The organism is Bradyrhizobium ottawaense (assembly GCF_900099825.1).
GTDB lineage: Bacteria > Pseudomonadota > Alphaproteobacteria > Rhizobiales > Xanthobacteraceae > Bradyrhizobium > Bradyrhizobium ottawaense_A.
On the sequence record NZ_LT629693.1, the window covers coordinates 1,548,355 to 1,565,003 of the forward strand.

A 16,649-nucleotide genomic window follows, 5' to 3' on the forward strand; every position below is an offset into this window, starting at 1 on the left:
CAACGTTGCCGCTTCGCCGAGCCGGAAACAGGAAATATCCTTGTCGGCGGGATGGCCTGTCCCGGATGGATATTCCGGCTTCACGGATTCGTCAGACCGCCAAAGCCCGGCGGGTGGGTTGAGCCCCTCTGCCATCACCAACAAACGCGATGGGTATCGCTTGCGCTCCGCCCATCGTACGATTGGCGTACAGGGAGAGAAAAACATGCAAATAACAATGAAAGATCGCGTTGCTGTCATCACCGGCGGCAGCAAGGGCCTCGGGCTCGCAATGGCGCGGCGGTTTGCCGAGTCCGGTGCCAAGGTCGCGATCCTGGCGCGCGGCGCGCAGGACCTGAAGGCGGCGCGGGACGAACTCGCCAAGGACGGTCTTAATGTCCGCGACTATGTCTGCGACGTCTCGACGGCGGCGGACATAGCGAAGGCCCACGACAGGATCACAGCCGATCTCGGCGGCATCGACATTCTCGTCAACAATGCCGGAACCGCGCGGACGGTGGCGTTCGAGAACATCACCGACGAGGCCTGGCAGGACGATCTGGACCTCAAGCTGTTTGCCGCCATCCGCTTCAGCCGGCTGGTCTGGCCGGGCATGAAGGCCCGCAAATGGGGCCGCATCATCAACGTGCTGAACACGTTTGCGAAGGCCCCTGCGGCGTCCTCGGCGCCCACCTCGGTGTCCCGGGCGGCCGGCATGGCGCTCACCAAGGTGATGGCGAACGAGGGCGGCGAGCACAACATTCTGGTCAATGCGATGCTGGTCGGCCTGATCATGAGCGATCAGTGGGTACAGCGGCACGCCAAGCAGGCACCCGACATGGATTTCGAGGTGTTCGCCAAAGGCCTCGCCAAGGGCACGCCGTTGGGCCGGATCGGAACATCGGAGGAATTCGCCAATCTGGCGTGCTTCCTCGCTTCCGATCAGGGCTCGTACATCACCGGCACCGCCATCAATGTCGACGGTGGCCGCTCGCCGGTGGTGTGAATAAGGAAGCCTGAAGCCGCTCGCTTCACCTCGCCCCGCTTGCGGGAGAGGTCGGATTGCATCGCAGATGCAATCCGGGTGAGGGGGTACAGGTCTAACCGCTCACACCGGACTCGCGGAGAGAGCCCCTCACCCCAACCCTCTAAGAGCGAGCTGCGCTCGTCTCGACCCCGCAAGAGCGGGGCGAGGGAGAGGAGCAGCGGCATCCGCGCCCCCACAAACAAAAAGGCCTCCGTTTCCGGAGGCCTTTTCGCTTTTCTTAGACCGCGTCCTTGGCGGCCTTGACCGGCCTGGCACGGACGATCTTGCGTGCCGGCTTGGCCTTGAACATCATTTCCTCGCCCGTGAAGGGGTTGGTACCCTTGCGGGCCTTGGTCGCGGGCTTCTTGACCACGACGAACTTCGCGAAGCCGGGGACGAGGAACACGCCGTTCTTCTTGAGTTCCTTGTGACCGACGTCAACCAGCGCTTCCATCACGCCTTTGACTTCCTTCTTCGAAACTTCGGTGGTGGTCGCGATCTTTTCGATCAGCTGCGACTTAGACATTTGGGTAGCCATGTTTGCTCCATTGATTCTGGAAGTGCGACGTTATGGCGGAAATTGCCTAAAAAAACAGGCCTTTTGGCATTCTTCACAACTATATCGCCAGTTGACTTAGACTGATTCGCGCGATCTAGCGCGGTTTTTCGCATCCTGAGGGCTCCAAACCCCTGTTTTTTAGGGGTGATGGGACACATTGTCCCCTTCCAGCCCCGCGATTCCCGGTCATTTCCCGGCCTCAAGATCCATTGCGGCGGGCTTCTGACTCCGATTCCGCGGCAAAAAGCGGCGATGACGCCGCGCGCAATGGCCTGCTTTCACTGCATGTTTTGGCAACGATTTTCCTCATGCGCGCCTGCATTAGAAAATGACTCGCGTTCCCCTTCCATCGTAACATCGCCTTTAAAGGCCGCCGTCCGAACGGCGCGCCACCTGATGTCCCCCTTCGGAGAGTTCGCATGGATTTGACGCGCCTTGAGATCAATCGCCGCACCGCACTGCTGACGTCGGCCGCGATCGCCGCCAACGTGATCAATCCGATGCGTGCCTTTGCGCAGGAAACGCCGAAGAAGGGCGGCGTGTTCAACGTTCACTACGGCGCCGAACAGCGCCAGCTCAATCCGAGCATCCAGGCTTCCACCGGCGTCTACATCATCGGCGGCAAGATTCAGGAAAACCTGGTCGATCTCGATGCCAACGGCCAGCCGGTCGGCGTGCTCGCGGAGAGCTGGGAAGCAACCCCCGACGGCAAGACCGTGACCTTCCATTTGCGCAAGGGCGTCACCTGGCACGACGGCAAGCCGTTCACCTCTGCCGATGTCGAGTTCACCGCCATGAACATGTGGAAGAAGATCCTCAATTACGGCTCGACGCTGCAACTGTTCCTGACCGCGGTCGAAACGCCGGATCCGCAGACCGCGATCTTCAAATACGAGCGGCCGATGCCGCTGAACCTGTTGCTGCGCGCGCTACCCGACCTCGGCTACATCTCGGCCAAGCACCTCTATGAAAGCGGCGACATCCGGCAGAACCCGACCAACCTCGCGCCTGTCGGCACCGGGCCGTTCAAGTTCGTCAAATACGAGCGCGGCCAATACATCATCGCCGACCGCAACGTCGACTACTGGCGGCCCAACGCGCCCTATCTCGACCGCATCGTCTGGCGCGTCATCACCGATCGCGCCGCCGCTGCCGCCCAGATGGAAGCCGGCGAACTGCACTACAGCCCGTTCTCGGGCCTCACCATCTCGGACATGGCCCGCCTCGGCAAGGACAAGCGCTTCATCGTCTCGACCAAGGGCAATGAAGGCAACGCGCGCACCAACACCATCGAGTTCAACTTCCGCCGCAAGGAATTGTCCGACATCAAGGTGCGCCGCGCCATCGCGCACGCGATCAACGTGCCGTTCTTCATCGACAACTTCCTCGGCGATTTCGCCAAGCTCGGCACCGGGCCGATCCCCTCGACCTCGACCGATTTCTATCCAGGCAGCAGCACGCCGCAATACCCTTACGACAAGGCCAAGGCGGCGGCGCTGCTCGACGAGGCCGGCTTCAAGGCCGGCACCGGCGGCACGCGGTTTTCGCTAAAGCTGCTTCCGGCGCCGTGGGGCGAGGACATCTCGCTGTGGTCGACCTTCATCCAGCAGTCGCTGGGCGAGATCGGCATCCCCGTCGAGATCGTGCGCAACGACGGCGGCGGCTTCCTCAAGCAGGTCTATGACGACCACGCCTTCGACCTCGCCACCGGCTGGCACCAGTACCGCAACGATCCCGCGGTCTCGACCACGGTCTGGTACCGCTCGGGCCAGCCCAAGGGCGCGCCCTGGACCAACCAGTGGGGCTGGGAGGACAAGACCGTCGACAAGACCATCGATGACGCCGCCACCGAGGTCGATCCGGCCAAGCGCAAGGCGCTGTATGCCGAGTTCGTCAAGGAGGTGAATACGGAGCTGCCGGTCTGGATGCCGATCGAGCAGATTTTCGTCACCGTGATCTCGGCCAAGGCCCGCAACCATTCCAACACCCCGCGCTGGGGCTCGGCGAGCTGGCACGATCTTTGGCTTTCCGCCTGAGGCGGCGCGGTCCCCTCTCCCTCGCCCCGCGCTTGCGGGGTCGAGACGAGCGCAGCTCGCTCTTAGAGGGTTGGGGTGAGGGGCTCTTTCTGCAAATGAGGTGACTGCGGTTAGACCGATACCCCCTCACCCGGATTGCATCTGCGATGCAATCCGACCTCTCCCCGCAAGCGGGGCGAGGTGACAGCGCACCAGTGTCTAATTACTTCGAAGACGTTATAGATAAGACATGCGTATCCTTGGCCTCGCGGGGCGGCGTCTGGCCGCCTCGATCCCGACCTTGTTCCTGATCCTGATCGGCGTGTTCCTGCTGCTGCAGTTCGCGCCGGGCGACACCGTCGACGCGATGATGGCGCAAATGGGTGGCGGCGATGCCGCGACCGCGCGCGAGTTGCGCAAGTTCTACGGGCTCGACCTTTCGATACCCGTCCAGCTCGGCAATTACCTCTGGCGCCTGGTGCGCCTCGATCTCGGATTCTCCTCGATCTATGGCAAGCCGGTGGCGTCGGTCATCCTGGAGCGGCTGCCGCCGACCATCCTGCTGATGACCGCGTCGCTGTCGTTTGCGTTCTTCTTCGGCCTGCTGTTCGGCGTGATCGCCGCCCGCGGCGTCAACCGCTGGCCGGATACGCTGATCTCCACGCTCGGCCTGATCTTCTACGCGACGCCCTCGTTCTGGTTCGGGCTGATGGCGATCGTGGTGTTCTCGATCTATCTGCAGTGGCTGCCGGCCGGCGGCTTTCAGGACATCGGCACCGTGCAGACCGGCATCTGGGGCGTCATCGATATCGCCCGCCATCTGGTGCTGCCGACGCTGACGCTCGGCCTGATCTTTCTGGCGATCTATCTGCGCATCATGCGGGCCTCGATGCTGGAGGTTCTCAACCTGGATTATGTCCGGACCGCGCGCGCAAAAGGCCTCGACGAGACCCGCGTGGTGACGCGGCATGTGCTGCGCAACGCCCTGCTGCCGATGGTGACGCTGATCGGGCTGCAGGCCGGGACCATGCTCGGCGGATCGGTCGTGGTCGAAAGTGTGTTCTCGCTGCCCGGCCTCGGCCGGCTCGCCTATGAATCGGTGGTGCAGCGCGACCTCAACACCCTGCTCGGCATCGTGTTCGTTTCCGCGTTGCTCGTCATCGTCGTCAACTTCGCGGTCGACCTGGTCTATGCGCGGCTCGACCCGCGCATCGCGGCCGAGGGGTAAGGTCATGGACGCGATCAAGCGCTATTTCCGAAGTCCGGCCGCGGTCGCAGGCCTGTTCCTGCTGCTGGTCGTGATCGCGATGGCTGTCAGCGCCGGCTTTCTCTACCCGCGCGACCCGCTGGCGCTGGCCGGGCGCCCGCTGATCTGGCCGTTCTCCAATCCACGCTTCCTGCTCGGCACCGACAATTCCGGGCGGGATATCGCGGCGCAAATCTTCTACGGCGCGCGGATCTCGCTCTTGATCGGCGGCGTCGCCACCGCGATCGCGATCCTGATCGGCATCCTGGTCGGTGCTTTCGCCGGCTATTATGGCGGCTGGGTCGACAACGTGCTGATGCGCATCACCGAAGCGTTCCAGACGCTGCCGAATTTCGTGCTGCTCTTGGTGCTGGTCGCGGTGTTCGGCTCGACACTCACCACCGTCACCATCGCGGTCGGCGTGGTGTCGTGGCCTGCGCCCGCACGGCTCACCCGCGCCGAATTCCTGTCGCTGCGCAACCGCGAATTCGTCCAGGCCGGACGGACGCTCGGCATGAAGGACGTCCAGCTGATCCTCGGTGAAATCCTGCCCAACGCGCTGCCGCCGGTCATCGTCTATGCCAGCGTGGTGATGGCGGTGGCAATCCTGCTGGAAAGCGCGCTGGCCTTCCTGCGGCTGTCCGATCCCAATGTCGCTTCCTGGGGCAATCTGATCGGGCTCGGCCGCGACGTGCTGCGGGTGCAGTGGTACGTCTCGGCGATCCCCGGCATCGCGATCCTGGTCACGGTGCTGGCGGTGTCGCTGGTCGGCCAGGGCCTCAACGACGCGCTCAATCCGAGGCTGAAGAGCCGATGAGCGACAGCATTCTCTCGATCGAACATCTCGGCGTCTGCCTGCCCAAAGGCGCGGACCGGAGCCACGCGCTGTCGGATGTGTCACTGGCGATCAAGCCCGACGAAATCCTCTGCGTGGTCGGCGAGTCCGGGTCCGGCAAGTCGATGATGGCAAACGCCATCATGCGGCTGCTCCCCAATGAAGTGACGATCGATGGCGGCCGGGTGATGTTCGAGGGCAAGGACCTCGCTGCGGCGACCGTGGCCGAGATGCGCCAGGTGCGCGGCGCCGGCATCGCCATGATCTTCCAGGAGCCGATGACCGCGCTCAATCCGCTCCGCACCATCGGCGACCAGATCGCCGAGATGTTTTCGATTCACACCGAGCTGTCGAAGGCCGAGATCTCGGAGAAGGTGCAGGCCCTGCTCGCCGACGTCCACATTCCCGATCCGATCGTAGCGGCAAAAGCCTATCCGCACGAACTGTCGGGCGGCCAGCGTCAGCGCGCCATGATCGCGATGGCGCTGGCACTCGACCCAAGGCTCTTGATCGCCGACGAGCCGACCACGGCGCTCGACGTCACGACGCAGGCACAGATATTGAAACTGATCCGCGAGCTGCAGCAGCGCCGCAAGGCCGCGGTCCTGTTCATCACCCACGATTTCGGCGTCGTCGCCGAGATCGCCGACCGCGTCGTGGTGATGCAGCACGGCGTCATCGTCGAACAGGGCGCCGCCACCGACGTGCTCAACAACCCGCAGCACGCCTACACCAGGCAGCTCATCGCCGCCGTGCCGCCGCTCAAGGCGCCGCCGCCGCGCGCGATTTCGGGCGACAATATCCTCACCATCTCAGGCGTGTCGAAGACCTATCGCACCGGCGGCTTTCTCGGGCGCGGCGCGCGCGTAACGCCGGCGGTGAAGGACGTGACGCTCCATCTACCCAGGGGCGCGACGCTCGGAATTGTCGGTGAATCCGGCTCGGGCAAGTCGACCCTGGCGCGCTGCCTGGTGCGGCTGATCGATCCGGACGCAGGCTCAATCCTGCTCGAGGGCAAGGACTGGGCGAAACTGTCGCGCGAGGAAGTACGTCGCGAGACGCGGCACATCCAGATGGTGTTTCAGGATCCGTTCGCCTCGCTCAATCCGCGCCGCAAGGCCGCCGAACTGGTGGCGCAGGGTCCGATCGTGCACGGCACGCCGCGCGCCAAGGCCATCGCCGACGCCCGGGAATTGTTCGCGCTGGTCGGGCTCGATCCTTCCGCCGGCGACCGATTCCCGCACGAATTCTCCGGCGGCCAACGCCAGCGCATTGGGCTGGCGCGCGCACTCGCGCTGAAGCCCGACGTGCTGGTCGCCGACGAGCCGGTCTCCGCGCTGGATGTTTCCGTGCAGGCGCAGGTGCTGAAACTACTCGCGGACCTGCGTCAGCGGCTCGGGCTATCGATCGTCTTCATCACCCATGATCTGCGCGTGGCCGCGCAAATCTGCGACCTCGTCGCGGTCATGAAGGACGGCGCCGTGGTCGAGCAAGGGCTGGCCGGCGAGGTGTTCGGCAACCCGCAACATCCGTATACGCAGGCGTTGCTGGCTTCGATTCCCGGCGGCGACTTTACCCGCAAGCGCGATGCGGCCATTGTGTAACAGGCGATTTCGCGCGAAACAGAGTCCCGTGGATTCCGATAATCGCCAAGACGGCGCGTCGATGAAACGGATGCTCAGGATCGCCAAAGTCAGCTTGCTTGCAGTTGCCGTGCTGGCGGTTCTTGCGATTGGGTGCGGACTGGGCTTTCGCGCTTATCGCCAGCAACTCGGCGCGCGTGCCCTCGCGATTCAATCCCCGAACGGCGTCGAGGAGGGAATGTACGTCAAAATCGGCGGCATCGATCAATGGATTCAGATTCGCGGCGAAGATCGCAGCAATCCGGTCATCCTCTTTGTCCACGGCGGCCCCGGTGGTTCGACGCTTCCGATGTCGTCGGGCTGGCAGCCATGGGCGAAGTATTTCACCGTCGTTCAATGGGACCAGCGGGGCGCCGGGCGTACGTTTCGCATGACCGGCGAATCCGTTGCGGCGACCATGACCTTGGCGCAGATGACGCAGGACGGCGTCGAAGTGGCCGAATTTCTTCGAGCCTATCTTCATAAGGACAGGATTGTCCTGATCGGACATTCGTGGGGCTCGTTTCTCGGCATTCATATCGTCAAACAGCGCCCGGACCTGTTTCATGCCTATGTCGGCACCGGACAAGTCGTTGGCAGGCAAACCTTCGAAAAGCAGTTCGACCTCGTCGTCGCCCGTCTGAAGGGATTGGCGCAAGCTGCAGACAACAAACAGGCGTTGACCGAACTCGCGGCGATTTCCGTCGCCCCCGGGGTCAGCATGACCAAGCCTGACATCGTGGAGAAATGGGCGAAAGCGCTGTCACTACCGCCGATCGAGGCGTTCCAGCCCGTCGGCCCGATCCCGCCGGCGTTCATGCCGGATTTTTCACTGCTCGATTGGTACTATTGGCAAAGAGGCCTCTCATTTTCGGCGACCCATCTACGCGGAAGGAACGGACCCATGGTTCACAGCGATCTGTGGTCTCTAGGCACTGACTTTTCCATTCCGGTGTTCTTTTTCGAGGGCACCGAGGACATCGTTACGCCGATCGAACCGGCTTACGCATATTTCGAACAGATCAAGGCGCCCCGGAAGGAATTCGTGAAGTTCGAGGGCGGCGAGCATTTTATTCCGTTCGATCGTCCCGATGAATTTCTTGCACAATTGATAGCGCACGTTCGATCCGCATTTTGAATCAATCGAGCTGCGGGTTCGTCAGCGGCGCGAGGCCAGGAAATGCTCCGCCCATTTTAGCAATTCGAAGTTATCGCCCTTGAGCAATTCCTGCGCGTCGCGGCGCCGGTAGAGCAGCAGCATCCACGGTGCGATCTTGCGCAATAATCCGTGCGCCATGTACGTCACCGGCTCCGTGAACGGGAGTGCCAGTTCGCTTTCCGGCACGCCCTGGACCGCCCTCGACAATGCGCGGCCGAGCGGGATCGTCAGCGCAACGGCGCGGCCGTTGCAGCCGGTCCAGCCATAGGCGTTCGGCCCCAGCCGGTGGATGCGCGGCAAAAAATCCGCCGTCATGCCGACATAGCCATTCCAGACATAGTCGAAAGAAACGTCACCGATTTGCGGCCACAGCCGCTGCAACCGCTCCGTCACCCGCGCCTTCATCCGCTCCACCTTGTTGCCGGGACCGAGCACGGCGCCGCCGGTGATCAGCCGGTTACGCGCATCGTAGCGTGCAAAATAGAGTTCGCCATGGGTGTCCGACATCGCCTGCCGGCCGGGAATGATGGTCTTGCGGACGTTATCCGACAGCGGCTGCGTCGACATCTGCCAGGACAGCACCGGCATTACTTCGGTGGCGATTTCAGGCACCAGCGATTTGGAGAACTCGCCGCTATAGGCATTGGTTGCCATGACCAGCGCACGGCCTGAAATCTCGCCCTTCTCCGTCTTCACGATCCATTTGTCGTTGCGGCGTTCGAAGCTGATCGCGGGCGAGCGCGCGTAAATGCGCGCGCCGAGGCCAAGCGCGGCGTGCGCCAGCCCACGGGCCAGCGCCAGCGGATTGACGTGGCCGCCGGTCTTGTTCCAGAAGCCGCCGTACCACGCATTCGAACCGGTCATATCGCTGACCTGGTCGCGCGACAGCAGTTCGACCGGCGCACCGAACTTCGACCACTGTTTTACGCGACGTTCGGCGATCTTGATGCGGCCGGGCGAATGCACCGGCTGCACCCAGCCGGCCTGCTCCTGCTCGGCTTCGATCTTGTACTTTTGCACGACGTCGAACAGCGCCGAGGCGCTGTCGCGCAGCATTGCGACGAAGCGTTCGCCGGCCGCGCCGTGTTTTGCGATGATATCCTCAGGATCGGGCCGCGACAGTGTCGGAATCACCTGGCCGTTGTTGCGCCCCGAGGCGCCCCATCCCGGCTCCGCCGCTTCGACGACAGCGACATCGACACCCGCCTCGCGCAAATGCAGCGCGGTGGAGAGGCCGGTAAAGCCGGCGCCAATCACGATAACGTCGGCCCGTTCGGTGCCGATCAATTCCGGAAGATCGGGCCCCGGCGGCGTCACGGCGGCCCACAGCGAACTGGGCCAGCGGACGTTGGTCGTAACCATCGTGATCCTTTCTTGCAGACGACTGATCGTTCTGCTTAGTTTAATCAGCTAATTCATCCTGAGGAAATAACAGAGTGGCACTCAAGAACGTCATCGGTATCGATCACGCCGTCATCATGGTGAAAGACCTCGACCAGGCTGCCGCCAACTACAAGCGGCTCGGCTTTACCGTGTCGCCGCGCGGCACCCACAGCGCGCATATGGGATCGGGCAATTACACCATCATGTTCGACCCTGACTATATGGAATTGCTCGGCGTGCTCACCCCGACAGAACATAATGCTCCGGCGCGCGCCTATCTCGACACGCGCGGCGAAGGCATCGAGCGCGTCGCCTTCACCGCCGTGGATTCGGCTGAAGGCGCCGAGGAAATCCGCGCGCGCGGCTATCCGCCGGTTGGACCGACCGATTTCGAGCGGCCGGTGACGATGCCCAACGGCACCATATCGGCGGCCAAGTTCCGGACTTTTGAATGGCCGAGGGCGGAAACGCCGGGCGGCATTCGCATCTTCGCCTGCCAGCACAAGACCCGCGAGACGGTGTGGATTCCCGAACTGATGCAGCATGCCAATGGCGCGAAGCGCCTGAAGCAGGTGGTCATCGTGTCGCCGGAGCCGGCCAAGGACGCCGCGCATCTGTCAAAGATGACCGATCGCGACGTGCGCAACGAGGCGGATGGTGCGGTCGCGGTGCCCTCGGGCGGTGATCGCGCCGACTTCGTGTTCCTGACCCGGGATCAACTCGGCAAGCGCTATCCCGGCGTGTCACTGGCCGGCCTGCCCGAACGCGGCGGCGCGGGTCTCGTGATCGCGGCCGATGTTGCCGCGGCCGAGAAGGCGCTGGGTACGACCGGCGTACACAGCGCAGGCGGCATTGTCGTGCCGCCGGCCGCCGGCAACGGCACCCTGCTCGCCTTCGTCAAGGCGTAGGCGTTCCACTTTTATTGCAGCATCCGTTGCCGCTGGACATCGGCGACCGCGCGATGCGCGGCCGCCGGAAAAATTGTGCTTGCACCAATATACCGCACAATAGGGCTATGCAGACCGTTCGCGGACGCTAGAATTCGCGCAAAACAAGCCGACCCCAGGGAGAGAACAACAATGAACAACCACTTTATCTCGCGCCGCAAACTTCTGGCCGGCACGGCTGCCGCGGGCGCCCTCGGCCTCAGCGGCTTTCCGGCACGCGCGGACGTGCAATGGAAGAAGTACGCCGGCACCAAACTCGAGGTGATCCTCGCCAAGGGTCCGCGCGGCGACAATCTGCAGAAGAACATCAAGGAATTCACCGACCTCACCGGCATTCAGGTTGAGTCGGAGCAGATCCCCGAGCAGCAGCAGCGCCAGAAAGCCGTGATCGAGCTCGCCTCCGGCAAGCCGAGCTTCGACGTCGTCCACCTCAGCTATCACGTGCAGAAGCGGCAGTTCGAGAAGGCCGGCTGGCTCGCCGACATCTCCGGCTACATGAAGGATCCGAACCTCACCGCGCCCGACCTGGTCGAAAGCGATTTTTCGGCCGCCGGCCTGCAGTACGCCAAGAACGACAAGGGGCAGATGCTGTCGCTGCCATGGTCGGTCGACTACTTCATTCTCTATTACAACAAGGAGCTGTTCCAGAAGAAGGGCGTCGCGGTGCCGAAGACACTGGACGAGATGGTCACGGCCGCCGAAAAGCTCACCGACGCCAAGGACGGCACCTTCGGCTTCGTCGGGCGCGGCCTGCGCAACGCCAACATGACGCTGTGGACTAACTTCTTCCTCAACTATGGCGGCGAGTTCCTCGACGCCAAGGGCGGCATCCTGACCGACGGCCCCGAGGCGATCGCGGCCACAAAACTCTATCAGACGCTACTGACCAAGGTCGCGCCTCCCGGTGTTGCCGGCTTCAACTGGATGGAGTCGATGGCCTCGTTCACGCAAGGACGTTCGGCGATGTGGATCGACGGCGTCGGCTGGGCGCCGCCGCTGGAAGACCCGGCCGCCTCGCGCATCGTCGGCAAGGTCGGCTACACCGTGGTGCCGGCGGGGCCGAAAGGGCAATATTCCGCGACCTATGGCGACGGCCTCGGCATCGCGGCGGCGAGCAAGAACAAGGAAGCCGCCTATCTGCTGTGCCAATGGGCGGTCTCCAAGACGCAAGGCGCGCGGCTATTGCAGAGCGGCGGTGGCGTGCCGTTCCGCAACTCGATCCTCAATGACGCGGAAGTGCAGAAGGGCGTCAAGAATCGGGAATGGCTGCAGTCGGTGATCGATTCCGCCAAGATCTCCAAGCTCGGCCTTCCCGTCGTGATCCCGGTCGCGGAATTCCGCGACCTCGTCGGTGCGGCGCTGACGTCGACGCTGTCAGGCGCCGATCCGGCCACCGAACTGAAGAAGGCGCACGAGCAATTCCGTCCGATCCTGGAGCGCAGCGAGAAAGCGTGAAGGCCATCACAGAAGTCGCTCCGGGCGCGGCAGAGGTCGCCGCGCCGGAGCAGGAATTGCGGAAGCCGTCATACTGGCCGTTCGTGGTGCCGGCGCTCGTCGTCGTGCTCGCGATCATCATCTTTCCGTGGGTGTTCACGATCTGGATGAGCCTGAACGAATGGAAGGTCGGCTCGCCGATCGCCTTCGTCGGCCTCGCCAATTACATGCGGCTGCCGAACGACCCCCGCTTCGTCGAGGCGGTGGGCCACACCATTCTTTACACCGCTCTGTCCGTGGCTCTGCCGCTGATCTTCGGCACCCTCGCCGCCGTGGTGTTCCACCAGAAATTTCCCGGGCGCGGTTTCCTGCGCGGCGTCTTCATCATGCCGATGATGGCGACCCCCGTGGCGATCGCGCTGGTCTGGACCATGATGTTTCACCCGCAGCTCGGCGTGCTCAATTATCTGCTCTCGCTGGTCGGCCTGCCGCCGCAGCTCTGGGTATTTCATCCCGGCACCGTGATCCCCTCGCTGGTGCTGGTCGAAACCTGGCAGTGGACGCCGCTGGTGATGCTGATCGTGCTCGGCGGTCTCGCGGCGATCCCGATCGAGCCCTACGAGAGCGCCGAGATCGATGGCGCCAATTTCTGGCAGATGTTCCGTTACATCACGCTGCCGCTGATCGCGCCGTTTTTGTTCATCGCCGGCATGATCCGCATGATCGATGCCGTCAAAAGCTTCGATATCATCTTTGCGATCACGCAAGGCGGGCCCGGCTCGGCGTCGGAGACCATCAACCTTTATCTCTACAGCGTCGCCTTCATCTACTACGACCTCGGCTATGGATCGGCGATCGCGGTCATCTTCTTCGTCCTGATCATCGTCCTGGCGGCGCTGCTGCTGTATCTGCGCCAGCGCACGGTGTGGGCCGAGATCGGCGGTGACGCATGAGCGCACGGCAGATCCTCGGCAAGATCGCGCTATGGCTTTCGGTGCTCGTCATCGTCTCGCCCGCCATCCTGTTTTTTCTCTGGATGCTCTCGCTCTCGCTCAAGTTCGAGGTCGACAACGCCGCCTATCCGCCGGTCTTCATCCCCGAGCACTTCGCCTGGAAAAATTATGCCGACGTGCTCGCCTCCAACCGGTTCCTGACCTATTTCGTCAACAGCCTGGTGGTGACCGGCAGCGCGACCTTGCTGGCGATGCTGATCGGCGTGCCGGCCGGTTACGGGATCGCGCGCATGGCCGCGCACAAATCGGCGGTCGTGATCCTGATCGCGCGCATCACGCCGGGTCTGTCCTACCTCATTCCCCTGTTCCTGTTGTTCCAGTGGCTCGGCCTGCTCGGCACGCTGGTGCCGCAGATCATCATCCACCTGGTCGTGACCGTGCCGATCGTGATCTGGATCATGATCGGCTATTTCGAGACCACACCGCTGGAGCTCGAGGAAGCCGCATTGATCGACGGCGCCACGCGCTGGCAGGTGTTCCGGCATGTCGCGCTGCCGATCGCGAGGCCTGGCATGGCGGTCGCCTTCATCCTCGCGGTGATTTTCTCCTGGAACAACTTTGTGTTCGGCATCGTGCTGGCGGGACGCGAAACGCGCACGTTGCCGGTCGCGGTCTACAACATGATTTCGTTCGATCAATTGAGCTGGGGACCGCTGGCGGCCGCAGCCCTGATCGTGACGTTGCCGGTGCTGCTGCTGACGGTATTAGCCCAGCGACAGATCGTCGCCGGGCTAACCGCAGGTGCCGTCAAGGGCGGTTGATCGAACTCCTTATTCCGCAGGTACCCCGTGCGGCATGTCCCTGTGCGCGGTGTAGGGCACGCTGACGCTGGTCCGGCCCAGCGCATAGAAGCCACCGGCCATCACGAGGTAGGCGAGTGCGACGCCCGGTGTAACACCAAGACCGCCGCCGATGCCGACCGCTTCGCCGTGCATGAAGCCGAAATAGGTCATGACGGCGCCGGCCAGCGCGAAGGCCGAGGCCTTGAGGAAGTCACGCTCGATCACGAACACGCCGATCGCGCCGAGAATGAGCCCGGCGAGGATCGATCCGCCGCCCATCACGTCGAGACCGTGATACAGCACGCCCTGCTGTGGCAATGACGCGATCGCAGCCGACTTGACCGCACCGACCTTGTCGGCGGCGAGACCGCCGACGCTCTGCGCGGCATTCATCGTGGCACCGAGCATGGTGTCGATCTGCAGCTTGGCCCAGGCCGCCAGATGCGGCGTCAGCGCCAGCACGACCGCGGGCGCGTGCTTGACCGGGGTGGTCTGGAACGCCTGCGCACCGATCAGCATGCCGATATAGAGCAGGATCGGCGAGATCGCGACGACCGGCACCAGCGCCAGCAGCACCGAGATGATGCCGAACCAGGACAGGATCACCACCATCAGGCCGGTCGCGGCGGAATAGCCGATCCGGCCGCCCATCGCTTTCCAGCCGGGATGTCCGATATAGACCGCGTTGATGAAGGGGTTGCCCATCAGGCAGCCGATCAGGCTGACGACGCCGTCGGCGGTCAGCACCCGCGTGGTCGGATATTCGTCGCCGGCGGCTTCCGCGCTCTCGACGTTATCCATGGCCTCGACGAGGTCGTAGATACCGAACGGAATCGCGGTGACGAGGATGACGCCGAGGAACTCGAAGCCGGAGAATACCTGGCCGACGGCCGGCAGCGGCACCGAGAAGCCGAACGAGGCAAAGGCGTCGCCGAGGCCCTTGACGCTGAGCCCGCCGAGCCCGAGACCGAACAGGTTCGAGCCCCAGGCGATGACCATGCCGACCGCGATGGCGACGAGACCGGCCGGAATGTTCTTCCAGTATTTCACCCCGCCGAACCAGCTCACCAGGATGATGGCGAAGCAGACCAGCCCGATCTGCGGCGTCATGTACATTTCCAGCGCCGGCCGCATCGAGATGAAGGTGACGGAGACGCCGGCGAGCGTGCCGAGCAGCGCCGCGCGCGGCGTGATTTTTCGAATATATGGCGCGATGAAGCCGCCGATCATCAGAATAAAACTCTGGAAGAACACCCAGACCAGGCCGGCGGACCAGCCCTTCATGGGGTCGCCGGTCTTAATCGTGATCGGCAGCATGATCACGAAGGTGACGATGAACATGTGCGGCACGCTGACGCCCGACGGCAGCGCGCAGACGTCGGTGCGGCCGGTCTTCTGCGCCAGCTTGTAGGCGAGGAAGGCGTAATAGAAGGTCGAGAGGCACATCATCAGGCCGAGCGCCGGCAGGATGCGGCCGAACACCAGGGAGTCCGGCATCTTCAGCACGAACCGCAACAGGCCGGTCAATACCAGCATGTTGACGAGGATGTTGGTGCCGAAACCAAAGAACGCGTTCCAGTCACCCGGTGTCCACAGCACCGGTTTGAAATCGAGTTTGCCTGCCGTCCCCGTCGTGCTCGTGCTCATCGTGATGCCCCCGCTGCTGCTGTTTTTGAAGTCTCCGGTGAAAGTGCCTCCAGTACCGCGACTGAATCGGAGACCCAGCCGAAGATTCCGCCCTGGGCCTTGATCATCTTCAGGCCCATCTCGTGAAATTCGGGAAAATAGGATGCGCAGCCGTCGGCCAGCACCACGCAGCGATAGCCGCGGTCGTTGGCCTCGCGCACTGTGGTGTTGACGCAGACCTCGGTGGTGACGCCGCACACCAGCAGATTCTCGATGCCGTATTGCTGCAGCACGTCGCCAAGTTCGGTGGCGTAGAACGCGCCCTTGCCCGGCTTGTCGATCACCACCTCATTGTCGAGCGGATAGAGCTCGGGAATGATGTCGTGGCCGGCCTCGCCGCGAATGAGAATGCGCCCCATCGGACCGGGATCGCCGATACGCAACGACGGCGCGCCGCGTTCGATCTTGGCCGGCGGTGCATCCGACAGATCGGGCAGATGGCCCTCGCGGGTGTGCACGACCAGCATGCCGATGTCGCGGGCCGCCTCCAGCACCGCCGCGATCGGCTTCACCGCACGCGCGAGCTGGGAGACATCGTTGCCGAGCGTTTCGCCGAAGCCGCCGGGCTCCATGAAATCGCGCTGCATGTCGATGATGAGAAGTGCCGTGGCGGCAAAGTCGAGCGCAATCGGCTCCGGCTCTGCGGCGACCGTGCCTGACAGTGGACCTCGAGAGTTCGCCATGATGCACACGCCCCGAACGAGAGTACCCAAAGCTAGCTAAGCAAGGCGCGTGCCATTGTGTACAATGCCGCCGCGCCGTCGCCTGAAACTGAATCCATCGTATTTTCAATCCATTGGCTGAAGCGCCGGCGGCTGCTCATTCTCTGTGCGCAGCTTTCGCGACGGGCATTTGCTCAAGAGCTAAGCGAATTTTTCGCTGCACTGGATTTGCGCAACGCGGCTTTTCGCTGGCATGGTTGTTGCTGAATACCGCCGCATCGGAACGGCAAAACGTCTGCG

14 protein-coding genes are annotated in these 16,649 nt (G+C 63.2%); 10 read left to right on the forward strand and 4 right to left on the reverse strand.

Annotation, left to right across the window (positions count from 1 at the left end):
• Nucleotides 1-217 precede the first annotated feature (217 nt).
• Complete coding sequence (locus tag BLR13_RS07250) at nt 218-985, forward strand: SDR family oxidoreductase (RefSeq protein ID WP_283806847.1); 768 nt, start codon at nt 218-220, stop codon at nt 983-985.
• A 259-nt stretch (nt 986-1,244) separates the two neighbouring features.
• On the opposite strand, the gene BLR13_RS07255 is transcribed toward BLR13_RS07250, so the two are convergent.
• Nucleotides 1,245-1,544, reverse strand: a complete 300-nt coding sequence (locus tag BLR13_RS07255) for an HU family DNA-binding protein (protein WP_027536409.1) — start codon at nt 1,542-1,544, stop codon at nt 1,245-1,247.
• Between the two features lie 440 nt (nt 1,545-1,984).
• On the opposite strand from BLR13_RS07255, the gene BLR13_RS07260 reads away from it, so the two are divergent.
• From BLR13_RS07260 to BLR13_RS07280, 5 genes are all read left to right on the forward strand, one after another.
• Nucleotides 1,985-3,601 (forward strand): ABC transporter substrate-binding protein, encoded by a 1,617-nt coding sequence (locus BLR13_RS07260; RefSeq protein ID WP_074825911.1) that lies wholly within the window; start codon nt 1,985-1,987, stop codon nt 3,599-3,601.
• Between the two features lie 229 nt (nt 3,602-3,830).
• Entirely contained in the window at nt 3,831-4,808 is a 978-nt protein-coding gene (locus BLR13_RS07265) for an ABC transporter permease (RefSeq protein WP_074825910.1), read from the forward strand.
• A gap of 4 nt (nt 4,809-4,812) precedes the next feature.
• Nucleotides 4,813-5,643: an ABC transporter permease gene (locus BLR13_RS07270; protein WP_074825908.1), complete on the forward strand. Its 831-nt coding sequence runs from the start codon at nt 4,813-4,815 to the stop codon at nt 5,641-5,643.
• Nucleotides 5,640-7,265: an ABC transporter ATP-binding protein gene (locus BLR13_RS07275; protein WP_074825906.1), complete on the forward strand. Its 1,626-nt coding sequence runs from the start codon at nt 5,640-5,642 to the stop codon at nt 7,263-7,265. Before BLR13_RS07270 ends, BLR13_RS07275 begins: the two co-directional genes overlap by 4 nt.
• Before the next feature lie 61 nt (nt 7,266-7,326).
• Nucleotides 7,327-8,421, forward strand: a complete 1,095-nt coding sequence (locus tag BLR13_RS07280; RefSeq protein WP_079587952.1) for an alpha/beta fold hydrolase — start codon at nt 7,327-7,329, stop codon at nt 8,419-8,421.
• 21 nt (nt 8,422-8,442) lie between these two features.
• Here BLR13_RS07280 and BLR13_RS07285 read toward each other — a convergent pair whose 3' ends face one another.
• Nucleotides 8,443-9,804 carry an NAD(P)/FAD-dependent oxidoreductase gene (locus tag BLR13_RS07285; RefSeq protein ID WP_074825905.1) on the reverse strand — a complete coding sequence of 454 codons (1,362 nt, stop codon included), beginning with the start codon at nt 9,802-9,804 and terminating at the stop codon, nt 8,443-8,445.
• Between the two features lie 74 nt (nt 9,805-9,878).
• On the opposite strand from BLR13_RS07285, the gene BLR13_RS07290 reads away from it, so the two are divergent.
• The 4 genes from BLR13_RS07290 to BLR13_RS07305 all read left to right on the forward strand — a co-directional run bounded on the left by BLR13_RS07290 (nt 9,879) and on the right by BLR13_RS07305 (nt 13,980).
• On the forward strand, nt 9,879-10,733 hold the full coding sequence (locus tag BLR13_RS07290) for a VOC family protein (protein WP_074825903.1): 855 nt from the start codon (nt 9,879-9,881) through the stop codon (nt 10,731-10,733).
• A 171-nt stretch (nt 10,734-10,904) separates the two neighbouring features.
• A complete protein-coding gene (locus BLR13_RS07295) occupies nt 10,905-12,227 on the forward strand; it encodes an ABC transporter substrate-binding protein (RefSeq protein ID WP_074825901.1) in 1,323 nt (440 codons plus the stop codon).
• Nucleotides 12,224-13,159: a carbohydrate ABC transporter permease gene (locus BLR13_RS07300; protein WP_074825899.1), complete on the forward strand. Its 936-nt coding sequence runs from the start codon at nt 12,224-12,226 to the stop codon at nt 13,157-13,159. Before BLR13_RS07295 ends, BLR13_RS07300 begins: the two co-directional genes overlap by 4 nt.
• Nucleotides 13,156-13,980, forward strand: coding sequence for a carbohydrate ABC transporter permease (locus BLR13_RS07305; protein ID WP_074825897.1), 825 nt, complete (start codon nt 13,156-13,158; stop codon nt 13,978-13,980). The genes BLR13_RS07300 and BLR13_RS07305 overlap by 4 nt, the downstream gene beginning before the upstream one ends.
• A gap of 9 nt (nt 13,981-13,989) precedes the next feature.
• On the opposite strand, the gene BLR13_RS07310 is transcribed toward BLR13_RS07305, so the two are convergent.
• Nucleotides 13,990-15,648: a regulator gene (locus BLR13_RS07310; protein WP_074825896.1), complete on the reverse strand. Its 1,659-nt coding sequence runs from the start codon at nt 15,646-15,648 to the stop codon at nt 13,990-13,992.
• Nucleotides 15,645-16,370 carry a cysteine hydrolase family protein gene (locus tag BLR13_RS07315; RefSeq protein WP_074825894.1) on the reverse strand — a complete coding sequence of 242 codons (726 nt, stop codon included), beginning with the start codon at nt 16,368-16,370 and terminating at the stop codon, nt 15,645-15,647. Before BLR13_RS07315 ends, BLR13_RS07310 begins: the two co-directional genes overlap by 4 nt.
• Nucleotides 16,371-16,649: the final 279 nt, after the last annotated feature.

Bases quoted from the DNA above. Each gene is read 5' to 3' on its own strand.
- BLR13_RS07250 (WP_283806847.1), top strand. From the start codon at position 218: ATGAAAGATCGCGTTGCTGTCATCACCGGCGGCAGCAAGGGCCTCGGG.
- BLR13_RS07255 (WP_027536409.1), bottom strand. From the start codon at position 1,544: ATGGCTACCCAAATGTCTAAGTCGCAGCTGATCGAAAAGATCGCGACC.
- BLR13_RS07260 (WP_074825911.1), top strand. From the start codon at position 1,985: ATGGATTTGACGCGCCTTGAGATCAATCGCCGCACCGCACTGCTGACG.
- BLR13_RS07265 (WP_074825910.1), top strand. From the start codon at position 3,831: ATGCGTATCCTTGGCCTCGCGGGGCGGCGTCTGGCCGCCTCGATCCCG.
- BLR13_RS07270 (WP_074825908.1), top strand. From the start codon at position 4,813: ATGGACGCGATCAAGCGCTATTTCCGAAGTCCGGCCGCGGTCGCAGGC.
- BLR13_RS07275 (WP_074825906.1), top strand. From the start codon at position 5,640: ATGAGCGACAGCATTCTCTCGATCGAACATCTCGGCGTCTGCCTGCCC.
- BLR13_RS07280 (WP_079587952.1), top strand. From the start codon at position 7,327: ATGAAACGGATGCTCAGGATCGCCAAAGTCAGCTTGCTTGCAGTTGCC.
- BLR13_RS07285 (WP_074825905.1), bottom strand. From the start codon at position 9,804: ATGGTTACGACCAACGTCCGCTGGCCCAGTTCGCTGTGGGCCGCCGTG.
- BLR13_RS07295 (WP_074825901.1), top strand. From the start codon at position 10,905: ATGAACAACCACTTTATCTCGCGCCGCAAACTTCTGGCCGGCACGGCT.
- BLR13_RS07305 (WP_074825897.1), top strand. From the start codon at position 13,156: ATGAGCGCACGGCAGATCCTCGGCAAGATCGCGCTATGGCTTTCGGTG.
- BLR13_RS07310 (WP_074825896.1), bottom strand. From the start codon at position 15,648: ATGAGCACGAGCACGACGGGGACGGCAGGCAAACTCGATTTCAAACCG.
- BLR13_RS07315 (WP_074825894.1), bottom strand. From the start codon at position 16,370: ATGGCGAACTCTCGAGGTCCACTGTCAGGCACGGTCGCCGCAGAGCCG.